General features: G+C 60.4%; 3 protein-coding genes. All 3 read right to left on the bottom strand.

What is annotated here, in order from left to right:
• The coding region (locus NW815_RS13070) for a BMC domain-containing protein (RefSeq protein WP_414416097.1) at positions 1-152 on the bottom strand (152 nt) is incomplete at its 3' end.
• 26 nt (positions 153-178) lie between these two features.
• Positions 179-844: a hypothetical protein gene (locus NW815_RS13065; protein WP_414343636.1), complete on the bottom strand. Its 666-nt coding sequence runs from the start codon at positions 842-844 to the stop codon at positions 179-181.
• A 66-nt stretch (positions 845-910) separates the two neighbouring features.
• The coding region (locus NW815_RS13060; protein ID WP_414416096.1) for a ribulose bisphosphate carboxylase small subunit at positions 911-1,292 on the bottom strand (382 nt) is incomplete at its 5' end.

The raw sequence follows: 1,292 nt of genomic DNA, 5'->3' as shown, positions 1-1,292 counted from the left end.
CCCCCCCGCACAATGGCTGTGCAATAGCCCCCCGAGGTTTTCTCAAAGCCGATCAGCGTCACGCCTGCCGACTTGGTCATAGCGTCGGCAATGCGCACGATGACCGGAAAGCTGCGCGTCTGAATCAGGCCCAGAGAGGTTGACATCGGCATCCTAACTACTCACGCCAGTTTAGCCATTAGAGCCGGCTATCCCCAGAGGAGAGCACCTGTCGATGGGGATAAATCTTGCTCAAGAGGCGATCCAATTCCCAATGGCCAGGGATCCCATTGAGCTTATGGGTTTTGGTCTCTGGGGAGTCGGATTTTTCTTGGTGCCAACGGCGGGTTTGCTTTTCAACATTGGCCACCGGAGAACTGGGTGGGGGAGACGGCTCAGGCGACATCTCTGGAGCCATTTCCACTGCCGCCGGCGAGGGCTCTGCCGGGATGGGCTTGCTGCCGCCCGCCTCCTGGAGATCGAAACCATAGGTGGGATCCCCGAGCAGCGAGCCGGGGGGAATGACTGCTTGGCTGAGCACCGAACAATTCAGCACTGTGGTTTCTGAGCCGATGCAGGCGTTTTTGCCGATGGTGCCCTGCCCGATCACCAGCACCCCCATTCCCAAGGTTGCTCCCGCCTCCACGATGAGGGATCCCCCACAGGCGTGCAGAACGGATCCCATGCCGATACACGCGCCGCGCCCGATGTGAATTCGACAGCCGGGGTTGGCCCGCAGCAGCACCCCTGCCCCAATCCCCGCCCCGGCTTCCACCTGTACCTCACCACTGACAAAATAGCGAGTTTCGTCGTTCTGGCCAGGCAAGGCGCGGAGCGTCATGGAGTTGGGCAAAGTAGAGGCCAACAAAGTGCTCCTCATCGCTGGGGGGTTGGGCTTGAACCAACAGAGGTCAAAAAAAGCTGGGATCCCTCAAGGGGTTTGGATGATCTGCTCCAGCACTCGCCGTTTGGCTTTTGGGTCAATACCCAGCAGGCGGACGTATTCGCCGCGATGTTCCTCCAGACAGGCTTCCAGAGCTGCCACCACTTGCGGCACTTGGGTGGCCTCGATGGGGCTACAGCTTTGCCAAGAAGAGGTGCGAAAACGGCGCTTGTCCGCATGTTCGGTGCCGATGCGGTAGCCTTGGCTGAGCAACTGCTGCACCTGAGCCACCACCTCGGCATTGAGGCGGGTGCCAGAAGGGGATCCCTTGGGGGCAGAAGCAGGAGCCGCGGCAGCAGCAGCAGATTTTCCGCTAGGGGTTTGGATGATGCGCTCATAGACCCGCCGTTTGCCTTTGGGATCGATCCCC

The sequence above is a fragment of the Synechococcus sp. R6-7 genome, from assembly GCF_047461695.1.
Classification (GTDB): Bacteria; Cyanobacteriota; Cyanobacteriia; order Thermostichales; family Thermostichaceae; genus Thermostichus.
This window is presented reverse-complemented; position numbering and strand designations above follow the sequence as displayed.